Genomic DNA, 23109 nt, shown 5'->3' on the forward strand with positions numbered 1-23109 from the left:
GGTTACTCCTTCGGCGCGACGAGCGGCGTCGTCGGCGGGACTTTGAATTCCTGGATCACGGCCTTGAGGCCCTTCTCCTTCATGCGCGCGCGCACTTCCAAGACCGCCGGCGCGAGATGGAGGAGCGCGTCGATCTCGGCGATCCCGGACAGCGCCTGGCGGAAGCCGCCGGCCTCCGCCGCGCGATTGATCGACAGCTTCTTCAGCCGCAGCACCGCCGACGGGGTCAACGCGATACGCACGGCCAACCCCCGGACGGCACCGATGAGATCGGCCGCCGGGACGCAATGGTTTGCCCAGCCCCATGTGACCGCCGTCGGGCCGTCGATCGAGTTGCCTGGCACGAACGCGAATTCCTTGGCGCGCTTGTGCCCAACGAGGCTCACCCAGGCCGGCGCGATGAACCCGCCACCGATCGGAATGGTCGGCTCGCCGATGCGGACATCGTCGGCAACAACCGTGATATCCGCAAAAACGCACATCTGCGCCGCCGCCGCCATGCAATAACCGTGTACGGCGGTGATGATCGGCTTGGGATGATCCCACATCTTCAGCCAGCGCTGAACATTGTCATGAAGGCGGTTCCGGTCCGCCATCGGGTCGGCCGGCCCGGTATCGCTCGCGCCATAGCTGCCCAGATCCATCCCCGAACAAAAACCGCGTCCCTCACCACGGATCGCGATCACCGGGCCGCCTTCAGATTGCAGACGATCTAGCGCGTCGCTGAACTCGTCGAGCAGTTGCGGCGAAAGCGCGTTCGCGGCTTCCGGCCGGTCGAGCACGATCCAGCTCAGCGCAGGCTCGTGGTCGACCCGGATCGTCTGATAGGGGCCTGCCACCCGATCAGTCCGCCCGACCGATCGCGTTGGCCGCCCGGACGTGGTAATCGGTGGTCATCGTCGTGCGCAGTTCGCGGCGCTTGAACTTCCAGGCGCCGTCGACCTTCACGACGGTGTCAAAATACTGGCCATAGAGAATGCCGTCGGGGCGTTCCTTGGTGTAGCGGTGAACGGCCAGCACGATCGAGCGCACGTTCGCCTCAGCGGCACTGACGAAGTCGACGCAGATGTTCGAATTATGGTGGCTGGTGCCGCGAAAGAACGTACCGATGCCCTCGAGCGTCTTCTTATAGGCCTCCATCCCGGTCGCGCCGAAATTGGGCGCATAGCTGACCTCGCAATCCTCGACGAACAACGCCGCGAGTGTATCCGGCTGGTTCATGTCGAGCGCATAGCTATAATCGAACATCATGCGTTCGATTGCCTGCTGCTCGACGAGTTTCTCTATTTCCGTCATGTTCATAATGATATTCTTCTCCGGGAAGTGGCGCGTTCACCGCGTCTGATATTTCACTGTGCAAGCATTCCGGCGTCGATGAGATGTTCCGCACCAGTGATGTACGAAGACTCGTCGGAGGCGAGGAACAGCACGAGTTGCGACACCTCGTCGGGATCGGCGATCCGCCCGAGCGGGATCAGCGCCAGCGCATCGCCCCCTTCCTCGTTGGTCGCCTCGACCATCATCGGCGTCTGGATGAAGCCCGGATGGACCGAGTTCACTCGGATGTTATGCCGGCCGTATTCGATCGCCGTCGCCTTGGTCATGCCACGGACGGCGAACTTGCTCGCGACATAGGCGAGGCTGGGAAAGCCGTAATTGGCGGCCATGCCGGCGATCGACGAGATGTTGACGATCGACCCACCCCCGGCACGAAGCATCGACGGCAACACCGCGCGCATGCCGAGAAAGACCGAATGCTGGTTGATCGCACAGACGCGAAGATAGTCCGCCTCGCTCAAGTCCTGCGTACGGGCGATCGGGCCGAGGATGCCGGCGTTGTTGATCAGAACGTTGATCGGCCCGAACACTTCCTCCGCCCGTTTGACCACCGCGTCCCATTGATCCGCGTCGGTCACGTCATGCGGCAGGAAGAGCACGTTCCCGCCCAATTCCTCCGCAAGCGCCTGCCCCTGCGCGACCGACCGGTCCGTCAGGATGACCCTGGCGCCCTCCCCGGCGAAGCGGCGGGCATGCGATTCACCCATGCCGCGCGCGGCGCCGGTGATCAGGGCGATCTTTCCCTCCAGCCGGCTCATTGTGCCGCCCCCTCGGGCGCGCGCGAGATCACGCCGGCCATGATCAAAACTTCACCGAGATTTCGGCCGCGACGGTGCGTGGCTCGCCCGGATAAGCGGTGTTGTAACCGCCCGCCGCACCCATGGCATAACCAGACACGTAATAGAGCTTGTTGAACACGTTCTTGACGTAGACGCCCGCCGAGAACTTGCTCTGCATAATCTCGTTCCAGCTCAGGCGCAGATTCGCCGTGGTATAGCCGTCGAGGCGCGTACCCGGCGTGACCGAACCTTCATTGCTCGAGAAGAAGGTGTGGGTCTGCGCGTAAACATCGCCGTGGAGGATGAACTTGCCCACGCTCTCGGGCGCCGGCAGCGTGATGTCCGCACCAATCGAGCCCGAGAATTTTGGCGTGTCGGGATAGGAGTCGAACAGGATGGTCGATCCCGGCGTGCCGGTGAGGTTCGACACATCGACCACGCCCTTGGTATATTTCGCGTCGGTATAGGCGCCGGTCGCGTTGATATTAAGCCATGGCGCGAGGCTGATCGAGGTATCCACCTCCACGCCTCTCGTCCTGGATTCTGGAACATTGAGCGTGAAGCCGGCGGGGTTGCCATCGACGACGGCATAGACCGCATGCTGGGCGTGTTTGACGGTTTCGTTATAGAGCGCGAGGTTGAACCGGAAGGGCACCGTCCCGACGCGTCCGTTATATTTGTACCCCAGCTCGAAATCATGCGCATATTCGCTGCCGAACGAATTGTCGTTGTTCAGCGGATTGACCGTTCCATTGAAATTGCCGGAGCGGAAGCTGCCGCGCTGCGAGAAATAGAACATATTGTCGGAATTGAGCTGATACTGAAGATTGAACGTCCAGGATGGCGCCGACAAATTCTTGTGCTGCGGCACGCCGACCGACGTAACGCCCGAGATCACGAAGATGCTGCCAGTCGCCTGAGACAGCGTGAGGCTCTCCCAGGTATAACGGCCACCAAACGTCGCAGTCAGCTTGTCGGTAAACTTGTAATCGACCTGGGCATAGATCGCCTTGGACGTATCCTTCGCATTATAGGTATAGTCGATATCGGCGGGAAGGCCGAACGCGGGGGCGGCGCCCGCGCTGCCGTCAATATCGGCGCCGACGTTGACCGGGATGATATCGAAATGCTTGAGCGACGAATAGAATGCGCCGACCGTATAGTTCAATTTGTCATCGAAAAGCTTGCCCTGCGCCTGCAGTTCTTCCGAGTATTGCGTCGCTTTGAATATCTGGCCGCCGGGACCGCCCTGTCCCGACAAGCCAGTCGCGTTGTTCGGATCGTTATATAGCCAAAGCCCCGCGAACGGCGCGCCGGCAAGATTGCCGCTCAGGCGCGTATAACTGTTCATATAGCTGAAGATATTCTTGATCCGGAGCGAATCCGACGCATCGACCTCGGTCGTGTTCGAGACGAAGGTGTTGTGCGCGCGGTGCGGAAGATCGAATTGCAGATAGATGTCATAGGGATTGGCGCGCGAGAAGGCGGCATATCCCGCAACACCGCCTGGGAAACGCCCCGGGGCGTAGGCAGGTCCGGGGGTCAGATTGCTGTCGCCGATATTGTTGCCGGCCTTGTTGAACAGCACCCCGGAATACACATTATATACCGTGTCGAGCGTCGACGTCAGCGGCGTGCCGTTGGTGTTTTTCACCGACGTAATACCGTTGTTAATGAATTGCTCGCCAGCCGCGTTCGGCGTCGTATAATAATTATAGAGATTACCCTGGCCTTCCGTACCACGGAAATTGCTATATTGGACCAAAGTCGTATTCTTGATATTGCTGGTTGGGGTAAATACGATCGTCGCACGACCGGATTTGCTATCCTTGTCGCCCAGCGTGTTGCCGGTATAAAGATTGCGGATATACCCGTCCGCCCGGGTGAAATCACCGGCAAGGCGGATCGCCAGCACGTCCTTGACGATCGGAAGGTCGATTGCCCCCTGAATCTGCACTGAGTTCCGCTCGCCGGCACGCACGATCAGGTTACCCCCGATCTCGTTGCCGGGCATGGGCGTGGTGTAAAGCACCGCGCCGCCCGTTGCGTTGCGGCCGAACAGCGTGCCCTGCGGCCCCTTCACGACCTGGATCGACCCGAGATCGAAGAAGCTGGTCGACGTATTATATGGCGTATAGGGAGCCTCATTCAGATAGGTCAGCACCGCCGGGCTCGTTCCGGAGAACGGATCGAGCGTCTGTCCACGCATGCTGAAGCTGAGCTGATTGGAGGTCTGCCCGTTCTTGACGATCAGACCGGGAACCAGCGTGCCGACGTCCTGCTCGCTGACGACCACCCTGTTCTGGAGCGTCTGAGCGGTGAATGCCACCACCGAGACGGGAACGCGGGAAAGCCTTTCCTCGCGCCGCTGCGCGGTCACCACGATATCGTCGGCAAGAGATACGGTGTCCGTGGCGCGCGTAACCGCTGCGTCCTGATCGGGAGCGGTTGGGCTGGTCTGGGCCAATGCCGGCGCGGCAAACATTGCGATCATCGCGGCACCCCCAAGGAGCGCACCCCTTTTCGAATCGATGTGAGTCTTGATCACGAGCATTCCTTTCCTGCAGCCCCGTTCGGGCCTGTTGCCCGGCCTTGTGGCGACCGGTTCAAAGGCGTCGCGTTCAGCACCGCGACGACCTATCAACACTGTAGTTGACGAACATTCGCGGTACGTCAACACTAAAGTTGATTTACGCAAATCGAGAATGGATAACGGCGTTCGCGGCGCCAGGGAGAAGGAAACAGGGATGGCTCACATCGAATTGGAAGAGCTGCACTCGCTGGCCGAACAGGCGCTCATCGGGGTTGATGCGGGGCCGTCGCTGGAGGTCCGCGATGCCGCGCTGATCTGGTTCGGGTTGACGAGCAGCGTGACCGCCCTTGCCCCGGACGCAATCGATGAAGCGCTCGCCGCCGCGCTACGCCACGGTGCGTCGCCCGCACAATTGCAGGAGGTAGTTTCGCTCGTCTCGGGCCTTGGCGTGCATTCGCTCATGACGACCGCCGTGCGGCTTGCGCGTGCGGCCGGGATCGCCACGCGCGCCTTGAGTCCGGAAGAACAGGCATTGTGGGATCGCCATGTCGGCGACGACCCGTTCTGGGCCGGGTTCGAGCGTGAACTGCCCGGCTTCCTCGGCGCGATGCTGCGGTTATCCTCCGACCAGTTCGTCGCCTTCTTCGATTATTGCGCGGTGCCGTGGAAGAGCGGCACGGTGCGCGGACGATTGAAGGAGTTGATCGCGATGGCATGCGATGCGACGCCGGGTCACCGCTTCCTGCCGGGGTTTCGGCTTCATCTCGCCAATGCCGTGGCGCTTGGTGTCGGCAGGACGCAGATCATGGAGACCATCGCCCTCGCCGCGCGCGTACCGTTGCACGAAGGGACGCGTTAAGCGTTGACACCGCGCCAGGCGAGCGTGCCGCCGTCGATGACATAGGCCGCGCCGGTAATGAAACTGGAATCGTCCGACGCGAGAAAGCAGGCGAGCTTGGCGATTTCCTCGGGCCGTCCAAGGCGCGGGATCAGGTGCGCGCCGGTGAGCACCGACATGATCTTTTCCTTGTCCGGCGCCGCCTCGTAATATTTCTGCATCATCGGTGTATCGATCGCGCCGGGGCAATAACAATTGCAGCGGATGCCATATTTGGCGAGATCGACGGCGGCCGCCTTGGTCAGCATCAGCACCCCACCCTTAGGGTCAGGACTCGTTGATCAGAGCCAGAAGATGACGGTGGCTGCGAGTGCGATGGCAGAGAAGAACACCCGCGGGCACCGGTCGTAGCGTGTGGCGACGCGCCGCCAGTCCTTGAGGCGGCCGAACATGATCTCGATGCGGTTACGGCGTCTGTACCGGCGCTTGTCGTATTTGACGGGCTGCAGCCGAGATTTGCGGCCCGGAATGCAGGGCTTGATGCCCTTCGCCTGCAAAGCCTCTCTGAACCAGTCGGCGTCATAGCCGCGGTCACCCAGCAGCCATTTCGCTTTGGGCAGGTCGTCCAACAGAGCCGTAGCTCCGGTGTAGTCGCTGATCTGCCCGGCGGTCATGAAGAAGCTGAGCGGGCGGCCGTTGGCGTCGGTGACGGCGTGAAGCTTGGTGTTCATGCCGCCCTTGGTGCGGCCGATCAGGCGCCCGAGATCCCCTTTTTAACCCGCAGGCTCGAAGCTGTGCGGTGCGCCTTCAAATAGGTCGCATCAATCATGATCGTCGCTGGTTCGGCGCCTTCAGCAGCCAGCCCTTCCATCATGCGAAGGAACACGCCCATATCGCCCCATCGCTTCCACCGGTTGTACAGCGTCTTGTGGGGGCCATACTCCTTGGGCGCATCGCGCCAGCGTAGCCCGTTGCGGTTCACGAATACGATGCCGCTCAACACCCGCCGATCGTCAACACGCGGCTTGCCGTGGCTCTTGGGAAAATAGGGGCGCAGACGATCCATCTGCTCGTCAGTCAGCCAGTACAAGTCGCTCATTCTCAGTCTCCTCACGGAGCCTGAATCAGATCGCGCTTCTCATATCAATGGGTCCTGACCCTAGTCGCGCAATAGGCGCCGGCCTGCGGGTAGGATACGAACGAGCCGGTCGATGCGACATTGACGATCGCGGGCCCGCGCTGCGACAGTTTGAGATGCGGGACAGCATATTTGATCGCCAGCCAGATCGCTTTCAGGTTGATCTCATAGACGATGTCCCAGATCTCGTCGGGCAGGTCCTCGATCGACGTCTGCGTGGTGAGATCGGTCTCGTGGATCGCGGCATTATTGTGCAGCACGTCGATGCCGCCGAACCGGTCGACGGCAAAGTCGATCAATCCTCTGATGTCGTCCGGGCGGCGCAGGTTGCAGACGAACGCGGCAGCCTCATGGCCTGCGTTCGTGATCGCGGCGAAAGTCTCTTGAACGGATGCGTCATTGACATCGGTGACGACCACGCGACCGCCCTGCGCGGCCATTTCGATCGCGCAGGCCCTGCCCATGCCGCTGCCCGCGCCGGTGACGATGCAGACCTTGCCGTCGAGTCTATTGCCCATCTCTCACCCCTTGGCGCGTTGCGCGAATCGCACGGAAAGTCAGATCGCGCGGGCGCATTCGGGGTCGATGACCGCCTTGATCACCTCCCCCCTGTGCACCGCATCGAGCGCCTGCTGGGCGTCTTCGATCGCGAAACGGTGCGTGACGAGGCTCGCGAGCGGCACCTTGTCCTGCAATCGCGCGGCCATATGCATCGCCTCATAATAATGCTTGGGCTTGGGGAAGCTCGCGCCCGCGACGGTGATGTTCTTCGTCGTCATGTCGCGCGGCGAGATCGGCTGGGTTCCGATCGCGCCCCACAGACCCAGGATCACATAGCGGCCGTGCGGCCCCGTCAGATCAACCCCCTCGGGGAACGCGGGCAGGACACCGGCCGCCTCGACCACCAGCGACGGTCCGCCGGCGCCGGTCAATTCGTACACTTTGCGCCGCCGCTCTTCGGGGGTGTCGCGCAGCGAGATGGTGGCGGTCGCGCCAAGCGATCGGGCGACTTCCAGCCGTTTGTCGACACCATCGATCACGATGACATCACGCGCGCCCGCTTGCGCGGCGACCATGACGGCGGATAGGCCGACCGGCCCCGCCCCCTGCACGACCACCGCTTCACCCACCCGCACGGGGCCGCAGCGATCGAATCCGCGCAATACCGTCGGCAGCGCGCAGCCCAACGCGGCAACCGCCAGCGGGTCGGCGTCGTCGGGCAGTTTGAAGAACGCCAACCCGTTCGGCAGCCACGCATAATCGGCGTAGCTGCCCCAGTTAGGCTTCTCGGCATGTTCGAAGAACCGCGAATTGTCGCACGGCGATTCAGCCACCACGTTGCACGAATAGCACCGATGGCATGCTGCGATCGGCGACCAATAGACCAGATCGCCCGGCTTGACCGGGACGCCGGCATAGTCCGTCTCGATGCCGCCCAGTTTCTCGACTCGACCGATGCCCTCATGGCCGAGAATGATCGGGAACGGCATGATCCCCGCCTCACCCGTGGTGATGTGCACGTCGCTGCCGCACACACCGCCGACAACGATCCTCACCAGTGCGCCGCCGGGTTCGGGATCGACGACCGGCACGTCCCACGTCTCAAGCTTGTTCGGTTCGACGAGCACCGTCGCACGGCCGATCGACATGTTTCACTCTCCCAGGATGCGCCACCAACTCATGGTCCGGCCTGACGCAATAGTTTGGTTCAGGCGGTTTCGAGATTGGGCATCCGCACCTTCGGGCAGACCTCGGTGGCGAAACGCCGCAACGATTCCTCCCACGGTTTCGGATCATCGAGGCTGTCGTGCTGGTTGGCGACGATCTGCCCCCAGCCGCCGACCTGATCGGCGAGCTTTTCGAGCTTTTCGATCACGGTCTCGGGCGATCCGCACAGCACGACATGCTCGGCCAGGAAATCCGCGTCGACCTGCGCCGGCGTGATGTCCATCCCGGAATCGTGGATGATGCCGTCGAACAGACCGAACTTGACGTAGATTTCCTTCAGATACTTGGCCCAGGTCTGCGCCATGCCGCTCTTGAGGAACAACCGCTTGGCCTCCGCGTCGGTATCCGCGATGAACACGTCGCGGCACACGCGGTAGCGGCTGCGCTCCGCGACCCGTCCCATCGACGCCATCGCATCGGCCCATGTATTCCAGTGCGCCTTCATCTGCGGCGTACCGCCGAAGAAGGAAATCGGGCTGTAGTCGCGCTCGCCGGCGAACTTCATCGACGACGAACTCATCGACAGACCGGTGACCGCGATTTCCAGCTTGTCGCGGCCGCCATATGGTCCATTATCGGCGACGATCACGTCATATTCCGGCATGGTGTCGGGGCCGGGGAAGCCCGCCTGGAAATATTTTCCCTTTTCGAGGAACGGCTTGCCCTCCCACACCCGCTCCATGAGGTGCAGCGCCTCAAGCTGGCGCGGCGGCAGTTCGAAGATATTGTCGAAGCCATGCAGGATGGCGTCGGTGTGGTGGCCGCCGGGCGCAACGCCGAGGAAATAGCGCCCCTCCATCACCTGGCTCAGCCAACCGATGCGGATCGCGAGCGTCGCCGGATCATGATAGGGCAGCAGATGCGCCATCGGCGCGAAACGGATCGACTTCGTAGTCTGCGCGCAGGCCGCGATGATCGCCTCGGGCATCGGGATATTTTCCCAGCCCAGCGTATAATGCTCGCCGATCATGAAATCGACATAGCCCGCCTCGTCACAGATCCGTGCGATGTCCAGCGCCCAGTCGAACACCTGCCGTGGCGTCCGGCTCGGGGGGTTGTAAGGGGTCATGAACACCCCGCACTGCATGGCCATTCCTACTCTCCTAAAAACCTGTTCGTTATGCCGCGTGATCGAGGCGCCCGGGGTCAGACGAACGTGCCGGCCGCATCCTTTGTGGAGAAGCGCGGCGCCACCTTGCTGATGAATGCCTCCAGCTCGGCCTGATTTTCCTCGGGCTCGAGATGGCCCTGGCCGAACATCAGGAACAATTCGTCGAAGCCCAGCCGGTCGTGCGCCCGCCCGATCTGGTCGGCGATCTCGTCGGCGGAGCCGATCAGCACATTTGGCGGGCGCTGGCCCATCGGGATGAACCATTCATCCCAGAACCACATATGCTCTTCCATCAGCTGCCGCGCCCGATCCTTGTCATCGGTGAGCATGAGGAAGCCACCCCAGGCGGAGGCCTGCGCGTTGGTGACCTGGCGATCGTTCTTCGCCGCCGTGGCGATGTAGCGCTCGTTGAGCTTTTCGCAGAAATCGAGATTGTCGGACAGGACGATCAGCTTGCCGCCCTCCTCCGCCCAGAAATCGATCGTCCGGCCCGACGCGGCGAACCCGCCATAGATCGGCGGATGCGGGCGCTGATAGGGCAGCGGCGCGATCCCGATCTGCCGGACCCGGCCGTTCTCGTCCTGACCCTTGCCGTATTTGGCATAGGCCGGATGACCGCCAGAACCGCCTTCCGGCGGGAATTGCCAGTTATTGCCCTTGTGGCTGAAGACGTCGTTGGTCCACGCCTTCTTGATGACGCGCACACCTTCCTCGAACAGCGAGCGGTTCTTCGCGTCCTGCTCGTCGCGCGCCTTCACATTGTCGGGCGTGGTCGCGCCGACGCCCTCCTTGATGCCATAAGCATCGACCCAACGCGCGTGATATCCGCGCGTAAAGCCGCAATAAAGCCGACCTTGCAGCATATGATCGAGCGTGGCGATCTCTTCCGCGACGCGCACCGGATTATGCGTGGTCATGGTGTAGCCCATGATGCCGGCATGCATCCGCTTGCAGTGCTGGCCGACGAACAGGCTGAACATGCCCGGATGGTTGTTCGCCTCAAAACCCTCGATCTGAAGGTGATGCTCAGGCTGGCAATAGCCGTAGAAACCGAGATCGTCGGCAAGCCGCACGTAATCGCGAACTTCCTCGAGAAAGCGCTGGTACAGCTCGGGACGCTGCCCCGCCATGCCTTGCTCGATCTCCTTGCGACGACCGACCACGCCGGTCTGCATCAGGTGAAATTTCATGCCCTCTCCGCTCATTTTTGGCTCGGCGGCCAGTGCCCTCAAACGGGCGCCGACTTGATCGACCCCTGTTAAACACTCGATTCGGACGCGGTTGTCAACTCATGCGTTGACTGGCTCGCGGTTATTTTCAACAATGCGCTAAAGACGAAGCGACGCCGATCACGGCGCGGTGACTGGAGAGTGGAATGACGGGTGTGGTGACGACCGAAGTATCAACCTTGGGGGATCTGCTGATAAGCTCAGCCGCTCGCCACCCCGATCGACCCGCCCTTGTTCTGCCCGGAAAGGAAAGCTCCTATCAGAGCCTGCGTGATGGGGCGTTGCGTGTCGCGCGGTCGCTTCACGCCAGCGGCGTGCGCCCCGGTGAACATGTCGGGATCCTCATTCCAAACTGTATCGAATATGCCGAATGCCTTTTCGGCATCGCCTTGCTGGGCTGCGTCGCGGTACCGCTCAACGCACGCCACAAGGCGAGCGAACTTGGCTATATCGTGCGCGACGCCGCGATCGTCGCGCTGCTCACCAGCAACCATCCCGATGACCCCGTGCGCTTTTCGGATATCGTCGCGGATATTCTCGTCGAAGGGCCGCAGCCAGCGCTGCGCTTCGTGGCGTTCGCGCGCGGTGAGGCGGTCGCGACAATTGTCGGCGCCGAAGAATTCGCGTCGTCTGCTGCCGCCGTTGCCGATTCGGCGATCGAAGCCATCCGACGCGGCGTGCGGGTGCGGGAACCGGCGCTGATCATCTATACCTCCGGCACGACCGCGAACCCGAAGGGATGCGTGCTCAGCCATGAGGCGGTGACGCGAGGCCCGGTCGAACGCGCCCGCTACCGCCTGAGCGCGGGTGAGCATGACGTTACATGGGCCGCCGGGCCGCTCTTTCATATCGGATCGCTTGCCCCCTTCGTCGGGTCGGTGGGTGTCGCGGGTACGTTCCTCAGCGACACCTATTTCGAGCCGGGCAGAGCGCTCGCGCTGATGTACCAATATGGCGTCACCCTGGCCTGGCCATGGTTTTCCGCGATCGCGCAAGGGCTGATCGGCCATCCAGATTTCGACGCGGCGCGCCTCGCGACGCTCAAATATCTGTTCATCATCGCACCACCGACGCTCGTCGCCGAGGTGCAGGATCTCCTTGCCCGTACCGAGATCATCCAGGCGTGCGGGATGACCGAGACCGCCGGCATTTTCGCATTGTGCGATGCGGACGAAACCGCGCTCAACCGGACACTCAAGCATGGGCGCCCCTCTCCCGGCGTGGCGGTGCGCATCGTCGATCCGGAGACCGAGGCCGATCTGCCCGACGGGACGATGGGGGAGATTTGGGTCCGCGGCTATAATGTCATGGAATGCTATTGGAACGCCCCGGCGAAAACGGCGGAGGCGCTGACGCCGGACGGCTGGCTCAAGACCGGCGATCTCTACACGCGGGATCCAGACGGCAATCTCATCTTCGGCGGCCGCTTCAAGGATATGCTCAAGGTCGGCGGCGAGAATGTCGCCGCCATCGAGGTCGAAGCATTCCTGTGTACCCATCCCGCGGTTAAAACCGCCGAAGTGGTCGGCCGGCCCGATGATCGCCTCGACGAGGTGCCCGTCGCCTTCATCGAACTGCACGATGGTCAATCCGCCAGCGCGGACGCGCTCATCGCCCACTGCAAGGGCCGGATCGCGAGCTACAAGGTGCCGCGCGCGATCCATTTCATGGCGGCGGCGGACTGGCCGATGTCGGCCACCAAGATCGACAAACGCGCGCTGCGCGACCGGCTGAAGGAGCTCTCGCTATGAACGACCGAATCGACCCGAAGGCCGTCGTCGCGGATTTTCTGGCCACCTTCTCGCGCGGCGATGTCGATGGCGTGCTCGCGACCATGGCCGATGGCGCGACCTGGTGGGTGTCAGGCGGACTCGATGGGATGGCCGGCACGTATGAAAAGGCGACCTTCGGCGATCTGCTGCGCGGTGCGACCGCGCTTTATCTCGAGGGAGCTTTGCGGATCACGCCGACGAGCATGATCGCGGAAGGAAACCGCGTCGCGGTCGAGGCCAAGGGGCTGGCGACGATGACGAACGGGCGGGTTTACGCGCCATCCTATCATTTCCTGTTCGAACTCGCCGGCGACAAGATACTTCGCGTTCGCGAATATATGGACACGATGCACGCCTGGGAGACGTTCTTCAAACCCTAGCCGAGCCAAGCGGCATACAGGTCGCCAGCACGATCTGGCCGAGTGTGTCGTCCACCGCGTCCTCGAAGCTCTCGTCGTCGGACGACCGGACACGGTCGTCGGCATAAGCGGTCAGCATGTTGAGGAACATGAAACAGGCCGTCACCAGCCGGCGCTGCGCAATGTGCTCGGGCAGGAAATCGAGCCGCTGCCGCAGTAACTGCAACGCGCGCGCGATGTTCGGTGGCAATTCCGCGCCGAAGTCGCCGAAGTCCCGTCCATCGTTGCGCAGCAGATAGAGCAGCAGGAAATAGGCATAACTGTGATTATCTCGCTGTCCGGGCAACTCGAGCTGCGGCAGGAAGATAATCTCGACGATCGCCCGCGCGTCGGAGAGCCTGCCGGCCGCTTCCGCCGCCGCCAGCATCTCGCCGCGCCGCGCCTCCATCTGCTGCATGCGATGGACGAAAATCGCATGGACCAGGCCCTCGCGCGAACCAAAATGATATTGAACCGCATGGTGATTACCCTGCCCGGCCGCGGCGGCAATCTCGCGTAGCGACACGCCGTCGATCCCGCCCTTCGCGAACAATTGCTCGGCAGCGAGGATCAGCCTGGTCTTGCCGTCCGACCTTGCCGCTCGCGCCGTCGCCACTCCTGCTCTCCCATTCATCCGCGCGATCCCGCTTGACCGCTCCGATCGCCCATGTCAATTAAGCCACATGGCGTAAATTAGATCACGAAAATCACGAGGAGAGATGAAATGGCGATGCAGACCGGATTGATCTTCCACCCGTACATGCGGCCTGACCGCACCGCGCGACAGACATTCGAATGGGGCGTGCAAAGCTCGATCGCGGGCGACAAGGCCGGGTTCGACTCGATGATGATCTCCGAACATGCCTCGCAGATCTGGGAAAATATCCCCGCCCCCGAACTGATCATCGCGGCCTCCGCACTGCATACCAAGACGATCAAGTTCGCGCCGATGGCGCACATCCTGCCGCACCATAACCCGACCAAGCTGGCGATGACGGTCGGCTGGCTCTCCCAGATTCTGGAAGGGCGATATTTCATGGGGATCGGCGCCGGTGCCTACCCGCTGGCGTCTTACATGCACGGCATCCGCGGCGACGACCAGAAGACCGAGCACCTGAACGAAATGGTGCGTGAATCGCTCGACATCATGGAGCGCATCTGGAAGCGCGAACCCTTCTTCTTCGAAGGCAAATATTGGGACGCGGGATTCCCCGAGGAAGAAATCGCCGTGACCGAGGAAGATGAGCAGCACAAGCTCGCCAATTATTCACCCTGGGGCGGATCCTTCCCCGAATTCGCGGTCACCGGATTCAGCGCCAATTCGCCGTCGATGAAGCTGGCGGGCGAGCGCAATTTCAAACCGGTCTCGATCTATTCGGGGCTGGACGCGCTGAAGCGCCATTGGGAAATCTACGCCGAAGCCAATATCAAGGCCGGCTTTACCCCCGATCGCCAGCGCCACGCGGTATCCCAGACGGTATTCGTCGGCGATACCGATGCTGCGGCGAAGAAGGAAGTGATGGAAGGCCCGATCGGCTATTGCTTCAACCGCTATCTGATCCCGATCTGGCGGCGCTTCGGCATGATGGATGGTTTCGCCAAGGATGCCGGCATCGATCCGCTCAAGGCCGACCTCGAATTCCTCGTCGACAAGGTCTTCGTGGTGGGATCGCCCGACACCGTCGTCGAGAAGATCAGCACGCTGTTCGAAAAGTGCGGCGGCTGGGGCACGCTCCAGATCGAGAGCCATGATTATTACGACGATCCGTCACCTTGGTTCCATTCACTCGAACTGGCGGCGAAGGAGGTCGCACCCCGGATCAAGCTCCCCGGCGCAGTTGAGCGCGCGTCAGGTACCGCGAAGGTCGCCGCCTGATAATAACTGAACTGAATGCCCCGGCGGATCGGCGTCGGGGCACCAGATCGAAATTGCCCGCCAAGCTTGCGCTTCCAGTCGTGCTCAAACGCGGTTCAGGTCGACGGCGCTTCCGCAATGCGCTCGCTGCCCGGCAGCGCCGACCCACTGGCGGCCTCCGGTTTCATGCCGCCGATGAAGATCGACCAGAAAGCTTCGGCTACCTGCTGGCCCGACATGCCGCCACCGGGGACGAACCAGCGATGGGTCCAGTTGAGCATCCCGAAAAGGGCGTTTTCAACGATGCGCACGGGTATGTCGCCGCGCAGATCCTGCTCTTCGATCGCGCCACGGATGAACCCAAGCAGCATCTGATCGAACTTCCGCGTCTTCGCGATCATCTCCTGCGCCCAGGCCGTCTCCTCGGCCCCGATCTGGTGCATCTGTTCCTGAATATACACGAAGGTCGCCGGATAATTCTCCTCGTAGCTCACCATGAGTTGCACGAAGATGGCGCGAAGCCGCTCCAGCGACGTCAGGCTGTGGTCGGCCGACAGGTCGCCAGCCATTTGCATGTTGGCATCGAAGGCGCCCTCGACGGTTTCGTGAAACAGTTCCTCCTTGCTGCCGACATAATAATAGACCGTTGCCCGGTCCAATCCCGCCTCACGGCCGATGTCGGCAAGCTTGGTCGACTGGAAACCCTGTTCCTTGAACAAGCGGGCCGCGATGCGCAGCAGTTCGGAACGTTTGGCGGCATAGTCGGCGCTCCCGTCGGCCTGAGCCGAACGCCGACGTTTCGATATGTTGCTCACCTTGGTCATGCGAGCGAGTTTGTGACCAAACCCATCGAGCCGCAACCCCAATTGCGTCAACAAAGATGTTGATAGTTTCCTCCGGGGCCATATGATGGCTCCAACGAGAGGATAAACATTGGCACTGCACCACCTGCAGCCCAACCCGGCATATGGTACCGGCCGATATCGGCGGCGGATCGAATTTGTCGCCAGGCCGTCGCGCGTGCTCGCGATGCTCGACGATACGCATCACGCGATGTGGCTGGTGCTCGAACATGACGGCCACATGGTTACCGGCGTGAGCGGCGCCTTCACACGTCAGCCGGCGACGCCATGCGGTGGCGCGGTCGACGGGCTCCGGGCGCTTGTCGGCATGCCACTTGATGCGGCTGTGAATGATCTGCGCCGGCATCTGCCGTTCGCCGAAAACTGTACCCATCTGGCCGACCTGTCGGTCTCGGCGATGCGCCCCGTGCATCGACGTACCGGATCGACGTGCTACGACATCGTCATACCGGACGCCGGTAATACCCCCAGATGGATCGAGATCGCCCGCAACGCGCGGCCAGTCCATCGCTGGGCTGTCAGCGGCACGACGATCGTCGCCCCCGAACCGCTCGCCGGACGACCGCTGCTGGGCAAATTCACGCGCTGGGCGCGGGAGACATTCTCCGGCGACGATCTCGACGCCGCGATGATGCTCCAGCGCGGTGTCTTCGTGGCCCGCGCGCTGCCTTATCATGTGGATCCCTCGCCGCCGATCCCGCTGCGGGACTATGGCGGGATCGAGGGCGCGTGCTTCAGCTATTCGGGGGCCAATTGGCGCACCGCGACCGGCGCGCAGGATTTCGTCCGCGATTTCACCAACGGTGTCACACCCCAAAAACTTCCCGCGCATGTCGCGGATGCCTTTGAACTGGAACCCAAGATATGACTGATCCGGACATCGCTTCGATCGAAACCATCATCGAGGATGCCCGCAACGGCCGCCCCTATATCCTGGTGGATGCGCCAGATCGCGAGAATGAAGGCGACGTGATCATTCCCGCGCAGTTTGCAACGCCCAGCGCGATCAATTTCATGGCGATGCACGCACGCGGCCTGATCTGTCTGGCACTGTCGTCCGAGCGCGCCCGGCAGCTTGATCTGGCGCCGATGGCACCGCGCAACGAAAGCGGACACGGCACCGCATTCACCGTGTCGATCGAGGCACGGCAAGGCGTCACAACGGGCATCTCCGCACACGATCGTGCGCACAGCGTCGCAGTGGCGATCGATCCGACGAAAGACCACCGCGATATCGTCTCGCCCGGCCACGTCTTCCCGCTCGTAGCGCGCGACGGCGGCGTCCTGGTCCGCGCCGGCCATACCGAGGCGTCGGTGGATATCTCGCGCCTCGCCGGCATGACGCCGGCCGGCGTCATCTGCGAGATCATGAATGACGACGGCACGATGAGCCGGCTGCCCGAACTGATCTCGTTCGCCCGCCGACACGGCCTCAACATCGGGACGATCGCCGATCTGATCGCGTATCGCCGCCGCACGGAATCGCTGGTCGAGCGCGTCGCGGAGGCACCGTTCGACAGCTGGCACGGCAATTTCCGGATCGTTGTCTATCGCAACCGGATCGATGGCGGCGAGCATGTCGCGCTGGTCCGTGGCACGCCCAAGAAAGACGCACCGACGCTTGTGCGCGTTCACCAACTCGATCTCACCGCCGATATTCTCGGCTGGCGCGCGGCGCATCGCGACTATGTGCCGGCCGCGCTCCGCGCCCTTGCCGCCCATGATGGCCCGGCGGTGGCCGTATTCGTGACTGATCCGAACCCGTCGTCGATTTCGGAACGGGTGAAGGGCAACCGCAAGGCGTATTCGGACACGCACGGGTATCGCGATTATGGCATCGGTGCGCAGATCCTGCGGGACCTCGGCGTTGGGGAGATGATCCTTCTGACCTCCAGCTCGCAGAAACTCGCCGCACTGCAAGGGTTCGGCCTCACCGTCGTCAATCGTCAAGCGCTGGTCGAACCCGGGATGAAACTCGTCGGTTAGAGAACCGGCAAACGCTCGGCCGGCCACGCCTTGAGTGACGTGGTCGACCGAGCGAGCCATTCTTCAACGCCGCGCTCAATCTTCGGGCGCGATCGTTACCTCTAGCCCGTCGAGCGCCTCGTCGATCATGATCTGACACGAGAGCCGCGACCGGGCCGTGCGGTGCGAGGATGCGTCCAGCAGATCGTCCTCGTCGGCGCTCATCACGGGAAGGCGGTCGACGAACTCCTGGGCGACATGGACATGGCAGGTCGCGCAGGAGATACAGCCGCCGCACAATGCGAGCAGTTCGTCCACGCCTGCGTCTCGAATGGCTTCCATGACGCTCAGACCGGCGTCGGGGCGAATGGTCAAGCGCGCGCCCTCGCGCGTCGTCACGATAATCTCTGGCATGCGTGGCGCTCAGTTCTTTGACGACCAGACGAGCGGGACGTCATCGACTGCCGCCACGATCCCCGAGTGGTAAACCGGCGTCGCACCGTCCGCGAGACGGAATTCGGGAATGCGCTTGAACCATTCCTCAAGCGTGACGATGACCTCCATCCGTGCCAGATGCATGCCGGCGCAGCGATGCGGCCCCCAACCGAAGGTAGTGTGAGAGATTCCGCGCCGCTCCAGATTCACCTGCCATGGATCGGGATTCTGCGTTTCGTCGAGGCCGTGAAGCACGGTCGGCAACAGGATCATATCGCCGCGCTTCAATTGCAGGCCGCGATATTCCTGATCCTTCGCCACCATCCGCGCTTCTGAGACGACCGGAAAACGCCGGAACATCTCTTCCGCGCTGCGCATCAGCTTGACATTATCCTCGCGCAGTTCGGCGACAAGCGCCGGATTGCGCGCAAGATAGATCATCATGAAGCTGAGGAAGTTCACCACCGTATCGAGCCCGGCGAGAAGCAGGAGCGCGATCAGACCGAGCGCCTTTTCATGCGTGATCTGCTCACCGTTGATCTCGGCGTTGATCATGACGCTGATAAGATCGTCGCCATCGCCGCCACGGCGTGCATGAATGATCGGATCGACATAGTCGAACAAACCGCGATTGCCCGCCTCGAGCATCGCCGCCATCTCCTCTGGCGTGTTGCCTTCGGGGCGCGTCATCATCTTGGCGAGGCGGCCGAGCATGGCGGCGTCTTCCATCGGCAGATCGGCCAGCGCCATGAACACGCGGACCGGGAAGACATTCGCATAATCGCTGGAGAAATCGCATCTCCCGGCGTCGGCGAACCCCTCGATCAGATCGATCGCGACCTCGCGCACCTTGGTCTCGACCGTGCGCATGCGCCCCAGATTGAGGCCCTTGTCGAGCGTCTTGCGATACGGCGTGTGCTCCGGTGGATCCATCCGGGTCGGCACCATGTCATATTTCTCGCCCGCCTCCTTGGGCAGGAAGATCACCTCGCTCGAAAAACGGCTCGGATCGCTGTAGATTTCGCGAACCGTGTCGCCGTTGGTCGCGATCCAGTGCCCGCCGGTGAAGGGCGTCCAAACAAGATCAGGAATGTCGTCTGTCTGAATACGCTTCCACGCCTCGTGATATCCCTCCTCGATCCCGTCGAGCGCATACATGTCGATTTCGCGGACGCGATCTTGCGGCACATGATCGGGACGCGGCGCGCGGCTGCGTTCGATGGGTGCTCGGACTTCCTCAGGCGTGGTCGCCATGACATCTCTCCTGCAAGCGCGGCCTCGTGTCCGCTCATTATGCGTGGACGCTACACGCACAAAATGGCGGCGGCAATCAAAATCAACACTTTCGTTGACGAAACGTTGCTCCCGGCGCCGGACAAGCTATGACGCTGTCATGAAGATGCGCGAACTCGAGCAACGCACCGGCGTGAACAGGGAGGTGATCCGGATCCTGTTCCGCAAGGGCCTGTTGCCCGATCCTTCCAGAAGCGCGCGCAACGCTTCCGATTATGACGAGAATCATGTCCGGGCCATCGCGGCGGTGCGCAGGCTGCAGCAACAAGACAGGCTCACGCTGGACGAAATCAAACAGGCGATGGCCGGCGAGCAACTGCACGGCCGAAACGAAGCCTCTGTCTATCACCGACTGGACGAACTCCTCGCGATACGGATGGGGATCGAACAGTCGCCGGTCGTTTCGCTTGCCAACCTGCAGAAGCACACGCCCGCGGCCGAGCGCGACGCCCGGGCCTTCGAGGCGATGGGGATGCTGGAAATCGTCGAGACCGCTGATGGGCCGTCGCTCAGCCTGGGCGATGCCCGCCTCGTGGAAATTTGGGGCCGAATTCGCGAAGCCGGATTTGTCGAGGAAACCGGCTTCCCACCGGAGAACATCGCTTTCTATCGCGAGGCAGCGGAACTCGTCGCCCGCCATGAGGCGTCAGTCTTTCTTTCCGGAAGCGCGGGTCAGATCAGCGATGAACAGGGCGCAGCGATGCTGCACGTCGCCCTGCCGTTGATGCTCGATTTCTTCGGCCTCCTTCGCATCAAGGCTTTCATGCGCAACATTCACGTTCAGGATTAGCCTCTCTGCGCTTGGTCGCCATTTTGGACTCTCGATCTCAATTGTAGGCCGCACCGACTTCTTTTTCTTGGCGGCGGCGTGTTGGCACGCGTCGATCATATCGCGACTTACACGCCGCATCTCCACACAGAGATCGCCCGCGCGCAGCAGGCGTGACGAGCGTCGGGCGCCGAAATACCTGTTTGCTGACAACGGCAGCGCATTTACCGGTCATCTGGTCGATCTGTGGGCCTATCACCATGGTGTCCGCATCGACTTCTCGCGACCGGGAAAGCCGACCGACACGGATGTTGTAGACAAGCCCTATGTTGGTTGGAGCGGAGCTTTTTTGGCTCGAGGCTTCGCTCTCCATCGTGATGCGAAGTAAGTATATTCCTGTTCGGCGGCCTCAACCCGACCTCGTTCTTCCGCTCGTTTCTCGGGTATGTTGTAGTCGTAGGCCGATCCGCGCTTGGTATGGCTGGTGGGTAGCCCTGCGCGCAGTTCAATGCTCCGGAATTTGCGCGCGAGGAGTGCTGGTCGCATCCAGATGTAGTCGGTGCCCTTGGTCAGCATGTGCCAGATTATCATTGCGAGCTTCCGGGCGGTTGCCACTGCCGCGATATGCTTACCGCGACGCGAAGCGATGCGCTGGAAGAATGCGCCCAGCGGCCCCGGTGAACGGGCAACCGCCCAGGCTGCTTCGACGAGCATCCCGCGGGCCTGACCGCGACCCTGCTTTGTGATCCTGCCGTGGTATGCTGGTCCTTCGCCGGATTGATGGACGCTCGGGTTGAGTCCGAGATAGCTCGCCAGCTTCGTCGGATCCGCGAACCGCCGGATGTCGCCAATGGCAGCTGCTACGCCGGAAGCCACGACCATATCCACGCCTGGCAATGTCATCAGGCGCCGGATGATTGGATCGGCCATGGCTTCGTGCGCGATCTCTCCCTCTATCACCTTGAGCGAGCTTTCGATCAAATCGATCTGCGCCAGGTGGCGTTCGATAGCAGCCCGTTCATCGGCCGGCACAATCTGGGCAGCGATCCATTTTCGCCCACTGATGCCGACCAGATTACCGTGCGGGCAAGGTGGAATGAGGTGGCTGTGAAGAATCGACTGGATCAGGTTCTTCAGCCGAACCCTTTGTCGCACGAGCTGCGTGCGACGCGCCACCTGTCGGCGCAAAGCAAGGGTGCGTTCGTCCGGCACCCAGACTTCCGGAAGAAATCCGGTGGAATAGAGCTTCGCCAATACGGCGGCATCGATCGCATCTGTCTTGATCTTGGCGTGGGCGATCATCCGTACCTGCTTGGGGTTGGCGATCACAACACGATCGACATGTGACGCCAGAACCTCAGCAACCGCCGCGGCGTTGCCCGTGGCCTCGACGATCACGTGGTCATCGTGCGTCAGTTCTTTCCGGGCAAATGCTTCCAGGCTGTCCCGGGCCATGGGGATGCGCCCCATGCGGTGGAGCTGCCCGTCCAGCAGCGATACGACTTCAGCAGCCACTCGGTGAATATCCATGCCAATGATGCGCATGTCTCCCTCCTTGGTCAGTGCGAAAGGGAGCGGCGGGCAACACGACAATTACGGATCCGCGCTCGCAGCGCATCCGGGCTAGTCGCAGGGGCGGCCAGATAACGACCTCGAACTCGCGGTTCATGTCAGTGCGACGGCCTGCCCGCACTTGCGTGCTCCGGTGCCCCGAGGCCCGGATCGCGTGAACCTACACGGTCCACTTGAGTCGGGGAACCGGGACACCGGCTACATCATGCCGGATAATGCCTATATCGAGACGTTTTACGGGTCGCTGCGCGACGAGTGTTTGAATGTGCATTGGTTCGAGACCATCGCCCAGGCCCGGCAGCTGATCGAGGCCTGGAGAGGCGAATATGTAAATAGGCGTCGAACCGGGACCCCCGATCTGCGTCCAAAAGGGCCCCCCTTATGGTGCTGGCGAACGATGATGCGGAGCGCACCGTTCGCGCTGCTTGCGGCGTAGGGAGGGCGTAGCCCGACCGGAGGCGCAAGCAGCGCGAACCGATCTTCACTCCGGCGTCAGCTGCGGTTCTTGAAGCGCCAGCTGTCGTTGCCGGTCTCGACGATGTCGCAGTGGTGGGTGATGCGATCGAGCAGTGCGGTCGTCATCTTGGGATCAGCGATGCGTCGCTGGTATCTGCTGTGCATCCGTGACGACACGCGCCGGCAGCTTGGACAGCGGGGCGCCGACAACCGCGATCGACAATTGATGACAATGCGCTCGGTCTCGAAAATGACCTCCTCGACGATCAGCTGGCGTGGAATGAGTGGCAGGATACGCTCGGCCAAGGTTCGACAGGCTCCTTCTACGGAGCTTTTATGAATCAACCAGATTCATGATTCGTTCCCGACGCTTGCACCGAAATTGCGGGAGAACCCATATTCGCGGAGAATTACTCGCCCGCTGACAGATAATGCCAGAGGTCGTAGATCGTCCGGTCGCGACCGAAGAACCGGGGGTGATCGGCGATCACTTCGTCGCCCATCCGCACGACTACGCCCGAACATAGACCGCCCGCGACGCACACAGCCGCACATGAGCGACCTTCACGCGCATCGGCTTGCCTGCGATCTCCACGTCTTCGTGGCTCCAGTCGAACTGGTACGCCTCGCCCTGCCTGAACAGCAGCGGGATGAACGCCGCCACGCCGTCGCCGGGGTCCTTGCGCCGCGCCTCGACCCACCGCGCGGCGTAGCGCCGGACCGCATCGTACGATCCCTCGAAGCCCTCGCGCAGCAGCAGATCATGGATACGCGTCATCCGCAGCCGATCGCGACGCGGGCGCGCCTCGTTCTCGGCCAGCAGCGTATCGAGCCGCTCCTGAAACGGCCCGATCCGCGGCAGCGGCTGCACCGAACGATGGTAATCGAACGCGCCTTCCGGCGACCGGATCGCCTTGCGGATCACCTTGCGCGACAACCGCAGGTCCCGCGCGATCTCCTTGATCGGCTTGCCACCGGCGTACTCACGCCGAATCCGTACCACCGTCTCCACCACCAACATCCCGATCTCGCCGCCT

At 62.2% G+C, this 23109-nt stretch carries 23 protein-coding genes and 3 pseudogenes; 9 read left to right on the forward strand and 17 right to left on the reverse strand.

Features of this window, described 5'->3' with window-relative positions; translation table 11 throughout:
• Positions 1 to 2: 2 nt before the first annotated feature.
• The 4 genes from F9288_RS00630 to F9288_RS00645 are packed head-to-tail and all read right to left on the reverse strand — an operon-like array spanning position 3 to position 4671.
• A complete protein-coding gene (locus F9288_RS00630) occupies positions 3 to 839 on the reverse strand; it encodes an enoyl-CoA hydratase/isomerase family protein (RefSeq protein ID WP_174834845.1) in 837 nt (278 codons plus the stop codon).
• Positions 840 to 843: 4 nt separating this feature from the next.
• A complete protein-coding gene (locus tag F9288_RS00635) occupies positions 844 to 1302 on the reverse strand; it encodes a nuclear transport factor 2 family protein (protein ID WP_174834846.1) in 459 nt (152 codons plus the stop codon).
• Positions 1303 to 1349: 47 nt separating this feature from the next.
• The gene (locus F9288_RS00640) at positions 1350 to 2096 is read right to left on the reverse strand and encodes an SDR family NAD(P)-dependent oxidoreductase (RefSeq protein ID WP_174834847.1); all 747 of its coding nucleotides are present in this window, start codon (positions 2094 to 2096) and stop codon (positions 1350 to 1352) included.
• Between the two features lie 43 nt (positions 2097 to 2139).
• Entirely contained in the window at positions 2140 to 4671 is a 2532-nt protein-coding gene (locus F9288_RS00645) for a TonB-dependent receptor (RefSeq protein ID WP_254621010.1), read from the reverse strand.
• On the opposite strand from F9288_RS00645, the gene F9288_RS00650 reads away from it, so the two are divergent.
• Positions 4658 to 5509 carry a carboxymuconolactone decarboxylase family protein gene (locus F9288_RS00650; protein WP_254621011.1) on the forward strand — a complete coding sequence of 284 codons (852 nt, stop codon included), beginning with the start codon at positions 4658 to 4660 and terminating at the stop codon, positions 5507 to 5509. The two genes, F9288_RS00645 and F9288_RS00650, sit on opposite strands and share 14 nt — an antisense overlap.
• Here the strand turns inward: F9288_RS00650 and F9288_RS00655 are convergent.
• The 6 genes from F9288_RS00655 to F9288_RS00680 all read right to left on the reverse strand — a co-directional run bounded on the left by F9288_RS00655 (position 5506) and on the right by F9288_RS00680 (position 10655).
• Positions 5506 to 5802, reverse strand: a complete 297-nt coding sequence (locus F9288_RS00655; protein ID WP_302675311.1) for an SDR family oxidoreductase — start codon at positions 5800 to 5802, stop codon at positions 5506 to 5508. The genes F9288_RS00650 and F9288_RS00655 overlap by 4 nt on opposite strands.
• A gap of 27 nt (positions 5803 to 5829) precedes the next feature.
• Positions 5830 to 6587, reverse strand: a protein-coding gene (locus F9288_RS00660) for an IS5 family transposase (RefSeq protein WP_174834848.1) whose coding sequence is annotated in 2 segments (ribosomal slippage) — positions 5830 to 6254 and positions 6254 to 6587 — 759 coding nt in all. Because the reading frame shifts where the segments join, the coding sequence is not laid out codon by codon here.
• 44 nt (positions 6588 to 6631) lie between these two features.
• On the reverse strand, positions 6632 to 7144 hold the full coding sequence (locus F9288_RS00665) for an SDR family NAD(P)-dependent oxidoreductase (RefSeq protein ID WP_254621013.1): 513 nt from the start codon (positions 7142 to 7144) through the stop codon (positions 6632 to 6634).
• A 39-nt stretch (positions 7145 to 7183) separates the two neighbouring features.
• Complete coding sequence (locus F9288_RS00670; RefSeq protein ID WP_174834849.1) at positions 7184 to 8275, reverse strand: zinc-binding dehydrogenase; 1092 nt, start codon at positions 8273 to 8275, stop codon at positions 7184 to 7186.
• A 59-nt stretch (positions 8276 to 8334) separates the two neighbouring features.
• Entirely contained in the window at positions 8335 to 9447 is a 1113-nt protein-coding gene (locus F9288_RS00675) for an LLM class flavin-dependent oxidoreductase (protein ID WP_254621014.1), read from the reverse strand.
• A gap of 53 nt (positions 9448 to 9500) precedes the next feature.
• The gene (locus F9288_RS00680; protein WP_174834850.1) at positions 9501 to 10655 is read right to left on the reverse strand and encodes an LLM class flavin-dependent oxidoreductase; all 1155 of its coding nucleotides are present in this window, start codon (positions 10653 to 10655) and stop codon (positions 9501 to 9503) included.
• Between the two features lie 185 nt (positions 10656 to 10840).
• Between F9288_RS00680 and F9288_RS00685 the strand changes: the two genes are divergently transcribed.
• Both F9288_RS00685 and F9288_RS00690 read left to right on the forward strand, forming a co-directional pair.
• Positions 10841 to 12445: a class I adenylate-forming enzyme family protein gene (locus tag F9288_RS00685; protein ID WP_174834851.1), complete on the forward strand. Its 1605-nt coding sequence runs from the start codon at positions 10841 to 10843 to the stop codon at positions 12443 to 12445.
• Entirely contained in the window at positions 12442 to 12846 is a 405-nt protein-coding gene (locus F9288_RS00690; RefSeq protein ID WP_174834852.1) for a nuclear transport factor 2 family protein, read from the forward strand. Before F9288_RS00685 ends, F9288_RS00690 begins: the two co-directional genes overlap by 4 nt.
• Here F9288_RS00690 and F9288_RS00695 read toward each other — a convergent pair.
• A complete protein-coding gene (locus F9288_RS00695; protein WP_254621015.1) occupies positions 12836 to 13480 on the reverse strand; it encodes a TetR/AcrR family transcriptional regulator in 645 nt (214 codons plus the stop codon). The genes F9288_RS00690 and F9288_RS00695 overlap by 11 nt on opposite strands.
• 108 nt (positions 13481 to 13588) lie before the next feature.
• On the opposite strand from F9288_RS00695, the gene F9288_RS00700 reads away from it, so the two are divergent.
• Positions 13589 to 14740, forward strand: a complete 1152-nt coding sequence (locus tag F9288_RS00700; protein WP_174834854.1) for an LLM class flavin-dependent oxidoreductase — start codon at positions 13589 to 13591, stop codon at positions 14738 to 14740.
• Positions 14741 to 14835: 95 nt separating this feature from the next.
• On the opposite strand, the gene F9288_RS00705 is transcribed toward F9288_RS00700, so the two are convergent.
• The gene (locus tag F9288_RS00705) at positions 14836 to 15543 is read right to left on the reverse strand and encodes a TetR/AcrR family transcriptional regulator (protein WP_174834855.1); all 708 of its coding nucleotides are present in this window, start codon (positions 15541 to 15543) and stop codon (positions 14836 to 14838) included.
• A 205-nt stretch (positions 15544 to 15748) separates the two neighbouring features.
• Here F9288_RS00705 and F9288_RS00710 point away from each other — a divergent pair, with 205 nt between their 5' ends.
• Both F9288_RS00710 and ribB read left to right on the forward strand, forming a co-directional pair.
• Positions 15749 to 16450, forward strand: a complete 702-nt coding sequence (locus tag F9288_RS00710) for a DUF2889 domain-containing protein (protein WP_254621169.1) — start codon at positions 15749 to 15751, stop codon at positions 16448 to 16450.
• A complete protein-coding gene (ribB, locus tag F9288_RS00715; RefSeq protein WP_174834857.1) occupies positions 16447 to 17568 on the forward strand; it encodes a 3,4-dihydroxy-2-butanone-4-phosphate synthase in 1122 nt (373 codons plus the stop codon). Before F9288_RS00710 ends, ribB begins: the two co-directional genes overlap by 4 nt.
• Before the next feature lie 75 nt (positions 17569 to 17643).
• Here ribB and F9288_RS00720 read toward each other — a convergent pair whose 3' ends face one another.
• Complete coding sequence (locus F9288_RS00720; protein WP_174834858.1) at positions 17644 to 17961, reverse strand: 2Fe-2S iron-sulfur cluster-binding protein; 318 nt, start codon at positions 17959 to 17961, stop codon at positions 17644 to 17646.
• Between the two features lie 9 nt (positions 17962 to 17970).
• Positions 17971 to 19236, reverse strand: a complete 1266-nt coding sequence (locus tag F9288_RS00725; RefSeq protein WP_174834859.1) for a cytochrome P450 — start codon at positions 19234 to 19236, stop codon at positions 17971 to 17973.
• A 139-nt stretch (positions 19237 to 19375) separates the two neighbouring features.
• Between F9288_RS00725 and F9288_RS00730 the strand changes: the two genes are divergently transcribed.
• Together F9288_RS00730 and F9288_RS00735 are read left to right on the forward strand one after the other, a co-directional pair.
• A complete protein-coding gene (locus tag F9288_RS00730) occupies positions 19376 to 20065 on the forward strand; it encodes a MerR family transcriptional regulator (protein WP_174834860.1) in 690 nt (229 codons plus the stop codon).
• Between the two features lie 157 nt (positions 20066 to 20222).
• Positions 20223 to 20348, forward strand: a pseudogene (locus F9288_RS00735) (IS3 family transposase); the annotation flags it as partial.
• A gap of 20 nt (positions 20349 to 20368) precedes the next feature.
• Here the strand turns inward: F9288_RS00735 and F9288_RS00740 are convergent.
• Positions 20369 to 21589 carry an IS110 family transposase gene (locus tag F9288_RS00740; RefSeq protein WP_217482562.1) on the reverse strand — a complete coding sequence of 407 codons (1221 nt, stop codon included), beginning with the start codon at positions 21587 to 21589 and terminating at the stop codon, positions 20369 to 20371.
• 241 nt (positions 21590 to 21830) lie between these two features.
• Here F9288_RS00740 and F9288_RS21975 point away from each other — a divergent pair.
• Positions 21831 to 21944: pseudogene (locus F9288_RS21975) on the forward strand (integrase core domain-containing protein); the annotation flags it as partial.
• A gap of 164 nt (positions 21945 to 22108) precedes the next feature.
• Here F9288_RS21975 and F9288_RS00750 read toward each other — a convergent pair.
• Both F9288_RS00750 and F9288_RS00755 read right to left on the reverse strand, forming a co-directional pair.
• A complete protein-coding gene (locus F9288_RS00750; protein WP_302675327.1) occupies positions 22109 to 22249 on the reverse strand; it encodes an ATP-binding protein in 141 nt (46 codons plus the stop codon).
• 337 nt (positions 22250 to 22586) lie between these two features.
• Positions 22587 to 23093: pseudogene (locus tag F9288_RS00755) on the reverse strand (IS21 family transposase); the annotation flags it as partial.
• Between the last annotated feature and the right edge of the window lie 16 nt (positions 23094 to 23109).

It is taken from the genome of Sphingomonas sp. CL5.1, assembly GCF_013344685.1.
Taxonomy (GTDB): Bacteria; Pseudomonadota; Alphaproteobacteria; order Sphingomonadales; family Sphingomonadaceae; genus Sphingomonas.